Genomic DNA, 5352 nt, shown 5'->3' with positions numbered 1-5352 from the left:
CCGGCACCCTCCGCCGCAACGAAGGCACCCTCACCCGACTCCTCACCTCCGCAGCACACCTCCACACCCACGGGCATCACATCAACTGGCCCATCCCCCGCACCCGGCCCACCGCCCGGCCCACCGACCTCCCCACCTACCCCTTCCAGCACCAGCGCTACTGGCCCGCACCGGCCGCCGTACGGCCCGTCGACGCCGTGTCCATCGGGCTGGGCGTCGCAGATCATCCGCTTCTCGGAGCGGCCGTGGAGCTGGCGGGCACGGACACGCACCTGTTCACCGGGCTGCTGTCCCTCCAGAGCCACCCCTGGCTGGCGGACCACGCCGTGGCCGGGACCGTGCTGCTGCCTGGCACCGGCTTCCTCGAACTCGCCCTCCAGGCCGGTCACCACGTCGGCTGCGGCACCGTGGAGGAACTCACTCTGGAAGCGCCCCTGGTGCTGCCCGAGAAGGGCGGGGTCCGTATCCAGCTCGGGCTCGGGGAGACCGACGACTCCGGTCGGCGAGAGCTGAACCTGCACGCGCGGGCGCAGGACGCCGGGGACGACGAGCCCTGGACCCTGCATGCCACCGGCACGCTGGCGCCGACAGAGCAGTCCCCGAGTGCGGACTCCGACCTCGCCGCGTGGCCGCCCTCCGGTGCGCAGGCGATCACGGTCACGGATGCCTACGACCACCTGGCCGCGCTGGGGGTCGAGTACGGCCCTGCCTTCCAGGGGCTCCGGGCGGCATGGCGGCGCGGTGACGAGGTGTTCGCCGAGGTCGCCCTGCCGGAGGAGCACTCCGCCGAGGCCAGGGACTACGGCATCCACCCGGCGCTGCTCGACACGGCGCTCCAACCACTGGGGCTGGGAGAGCTGTTGGCCGAGCCCAGTGAGGGGATGACCCGGCGTCCGTTCGCGTGGAGCGGTGTGACGCTGCATGCCCAGGGCGCGGTCGCGGGCCGGGTGCGGATCGCCTTGGCCGGTGAGGACGCCGTGTCCGTCACGGTGGCCGACCCGGCGGGTCGGCCGGTGGCCTCGGTCGACGTACTGACGCTGCGGCAGGTCGGCGCGAAGCAGGTCGCTGCGGCGCGCGGCGACTCGCTGTTCCGGGTGGAACGGGTACCGGTTGCCGTGTCGCGATCGGATGCGCCGGCCGGACGATGGGCGCTCATCGGAAGCGGACACGGAAGCGGCAGCGGGAGCGGCAGCGGGAGCGGCAGCGGGAGCGGCAGCGGGAGCGGCAGCGGGAGCGGCAGCGGCAGCGGTCACGGCAATGTAGACGTGTACGAGGATTTCGGCAGCCTGGCCGCCGCGGCCGGCCCCGTTCCTGAGCTGGTCTTCGCACCCTTCCCCGACGACGCCGACACCGCCGACATCGCCGACATCGCCGACAGCACCACCGCTTCCGATGCCGTACGCCGGGTCACGCACCGTGCGCTCGACCTCGTACAGGCGTGGCTGGCCGACGAGCGGTTCGCCGCGTCGCGGCTGGTGATCCTGGCCGGGCAGGGCCTGACCGGTGGGCCGGTCCGGGGCCTGGTCAGGTCGGCGCAGGTGGAGAATCCCGGCCGATTCATGCTGATCGAGACGGGCGGGTCCGGCGATGCCGAGCCCGATTGGGAGCTGTTGGCGGCCGCTGCCGTCGGTGACGAGCCTCAGCTGCGGCTGGACGGCGGCGAGTTCGGCGCACCGCGCCTGGTGCGTGTCCCCGCGCCCGACGCGGTGGGCCCCGGATTCGGGGCCGAGGGCACTGTCCTGCTGACCGGTGCCTCGGGTGGGCTCGCCCGGTTGCTCGCGCGGCATCTGGTGGCCGAGCGAGGGGTCCGGAATCTGCTGCTCGCGTCTCGCAGCGGCGCCACCGCAGAGGGTATGCCGGAGCTGGTGGCCGAGCTGACCGGGCTCGGTGCCGCGGTCGAGGTCGCGGCCTGTGACGTGGCCGACCGGGAGGCGCTGGCGGGGCTGCTGGCCGCCGTACCGGCGGAGCGTCCGCTGAGCGCCGTGGTGCACACGGCGGCGGTCCTGGACGACGGTGTGGTCGAGGCGCTGACGCCGGAGCGGATCGACCGGGTGCTGCGGCCGAAGGTCGACGGGGCGCTGAACCTGCATGCGCTGACCGAGCATCTGGACCTGTCCGCGTTCGTGCTGTTCTCCTCGCTGTCGGGCACCCTCGGCGGCGCGGGGCTGGCCAACTACTCGGCGGCCAATGCCTTCCTCGACGCCCTCGCCCGCCATCGGCACGGGCGCGGGCTGCCCGCGGTGTCGCTGGCCTGGGGTCTGTGGGAGCAGCGCAGCGGTATGGCCGGGCGGCTGAGCGACGTGGACCTGGCCCGTATGTCCCGGGTCGGGGCTGCGCCGATGTCGGCGGACGAGGGCCTGGCCCTGTTCGATGCGGCCACCGCGCTGGATGAGGCCGTGATCGTACCGGCCCGGTTGGATCTGGCGGAGCTGCGCGCGCAGGCGGCGGCCGGTGTGATGGCGCCGCTGTTCCGCAGTGTCGTCCGCACGTCGGCCGTCCGGCGTACGGCGTCCGCGGCCGGTGTCCGTACCGAGGAAGCCGCCTCCGGGATCGCCGCCCGGCTCGCCGGGCTGGCCCGCGCCGATCAGGAGCGGATGCTGCTGGATCTCGTACGGGAGCAGGTCACGGCCGTGCTCGGGCATGCCACGCCCGAGGAGGTGCGGGCGAACCGGGCCTTCAAGGATCTCGGGTTCGACTCGCTGACCTCCGTCGAGCTGCGCAACCGGCTGCGGTCGGCGACCGGGCTGCGGCTGACGCCGACCCTGGTCTTCGACCACCCCAACCCGGCCGCGCTCGCTCAGCTGCTGCTGGACGAACTCGTACCGCAGGACCAGGAGAACGGACTGCCACTCACGGCGGAGCTGGAGCGGCTGGAGGCCGCCTTCCTCGAGTCCCCCCTCCTCGACTCCGCCGCTCTCGAAGACGACGCACGAGACAAGATCGCGGCACGGCTGCAGGCCCTGCTGTGGAAGTTGGACGACACCCGCGGCGCAGCGAAGACGGGCGACGCCGCCGGGCTCGCGGAGGACGGGGAGTCGGACTTCGACCCCGTCAGCGACGACGAGATGTTCGACCTCATCGACAAGGAGCTGGGTCAGCTCTGATCCCGTCGCCGTACCGCTTGCCGGTTTCCGGTCTCCGGTTTCCGCACCTCGCGCCGCCGTCTCTGCTCCCCACCGTGACAACTGACCACTGGCCTTTCTAGGACGTGACCTGATGTCGAAGCCCGCCCGTTCCTCCGACGCCGCCCAGAACATGACCGAGGACAAGCTCCGCGACTACCTGAAGCGGGTCGTCAACGACCTGCGTCAGACCCGCCGCCGGCTCGACGAGGCGCAGGCCAAGGACCATGAGCCGATCGCCATCGTGGGGATGAGCTGCCGTTTCCCGGGGGACGTCCGTTCACCCGAGGACCTGTGGCAGGTCGTCGTCGAGGGCCGTGACGCGATCTCCGCGTTCCCCGACAACCGCGGCTGGGACCTGGAGAAGCTGTACGACCCGGACCCCGACAGCTCCGGCACGTCCTATGTGCGGGAAGGCGGATTCCTTTACGACGCCGCCGACTTCGACCCGGCGTTCTTCGGTATCTCGCCTCGCGAGGCCCTGGCCATGGACCCGCAGCAGCGACTGCTCCTGGAAACCTCATGGGAAGCCTTCGAGCGGGCCGGCATCGACCCCCGGTCGCTGCGGGGCAGCAAGGCCGGTGTGTTCGTCGGCAGCAACTACCAGGACTACGCGACCCGGCTGCCCGAGGTGCCGGCCGAACTGGAGGGGCATCTCGGTATCGGCAACACGCCGAGCGTGGTGTCCGGCCGCGTGGCGTACACCCTGGGCCTCGAGGGGCCGGCCGTCACCGTCGACACGGCCTGCTCCTCGTCGCTGGTCGCCCTGCATCTGGCCTGCCACGCACTGCGGCAGGGCGACTGCTCGATGGCCCTGGCCGGCGGTATCTCGGTCATGTCGTCGCCTGCCTCGTTCGTGGAGTTCAGCAGGCAGCGGGGTCTTGCGCCGGACGCCCGCGTCAAGGCCTTCGCCTCGGGCGCGGACGGTACGGCACTGTCCGAGGGCGTCGGCATGCTGCTGGTGGAGCGGCTGTCGGACGCGCGCCGCAACGGGCACAAGGCCCTCGCCGTGATCCGTGGCAGCGCGATCAACCAGGACGGGGCGAGCAACGGCCTCACCGCCCCCAACGGCCCCTCCCAGGAGCGGGTCATCCGCCAGGCGCTGGCCTCCGCGCGGCTCACCCCCGACCAGGTCGACGTGGTCGAGGCGCACGGCACCGGCACCAAGCTGGGCGACCCCATCGAGGCCCAGGCGCTGCTCGCCACGTACGGCCGGGGCCGTCCGGCCGACCGGCCGCTGCGGCTGGGCTCGGTGAAGTCCAACATCGGCCACACCCAGGCCGCCGCCGGTGCCGCCTCGGTCATCAAGATGGTCATGGCCCTCAACCAGAACCTGCTGCCGCGCACTTTGCACGTGGACGAGCCGTCCTCCCGTGTCGACTGGGAGGCCGGCGCGGTCTCCCTGCTCACGGAGGAGGTGCGCTGGCCCGCGGCCGACCGGCCGCGACGCGTCGGCATCTCCTCCTTCGGCATCAGCGGCACCAACGCCCACGCCGTGCTGGAGGAGGCCCCGCCCGTCGAGGCGGACGAGGAACAGCCGGCCTCTCCGGGCGAGGTCGTGCCGTGGGTGATCTCCGCCCGGACCGCGGACGCCCTGCGTGCGCAGGTACGACAGCTCCGCGAGTACGTCGAGGAGCGGCCGGAGTCGGCCATCGCCGAGGTCGCCCATGCGCTGGCCACGACCCGGTCGGCGTTCGAGCACCGCGCGGTCGCGGTGGGCGGCAGCCGCAGCGCACTCCTCAAGGCCCTCGACGCCTTGGCGCTCGGAGAGCCCTCGCCGCAGCTCGTGCAGGGCATCGCGCCCGACGAGACCGGCAAGACGGTGTTCGTGTTCCCCGGGCAGGGGACGCAGTGGGCCGGCATGGGCGCGGACCTCCTGGACACCGTCCCGGTGTTCGCCGAGTCGATCGCCCGCTGCGAGGAGGCCCTTGCGCCGTACGTCGACTGGTCGCTGACCGACGTTCTGCGCTCCGGCACGGAGTTGGACCGTGTCGACGTCATCCAGCCCGTCACCTGGGCCGTGATGGTCTCGCTCGCCGCGACCTGGCAGCACCTCGGTGTCCGTCCGGACGCCGTGGTCGGACACTCCCAGGGCGAGATCGCCGCCGCCGCCGTGGCAGGTGCGCTGTCGCTGGAGGACGCCGCCAAAGTCGTCGCCGTACGCGCACAGATCATCGGCGAACACCTCGCAGGGCGAGGAGCCATGGCCTCCGTCCCGCAGCCCGCCCAC

The 5352-nt window shown here is 72.5% G+C and carries 2 protein-coding genes; both read left to right on the top strand.

Annotated elements, in window-relative coordinates; genetic code table 11:
- Positions 1–3104 (top strand): SDR family NAD(P)-dependent oxidoreductase (locus tag IE94_RS0133820; RefSeq protein ID WP_030192124.1); only part of this gene is annotated, 3104 nt, incomplete at its 5' end.
- A gap of 151 nt (positions 3105–3255) precedes the next feature.
- A partial coding sequence (locus tag IE94_RS0133815; RefSeq protein WP_030192121.1) for a type I polyketide synthase occupies positions 3256–5352 on the top strand: 2097 nt, incomplete at its 3' end.

The sequence above is a fragment of the Streptomyces violaceorubidus genome, assembly GCF_000717995.1.
In the GTDB taxonomy this organism is placed as follows: Bacteria; Actinomycetota; Actinomycetes; order Streptomycetales; family Streptomycetaceae; genus Streptomyces; species Streptomyces violaceorubidus.
This window is presented reverse-complemented; position numbering and strand designations above follow the sequence as displayed.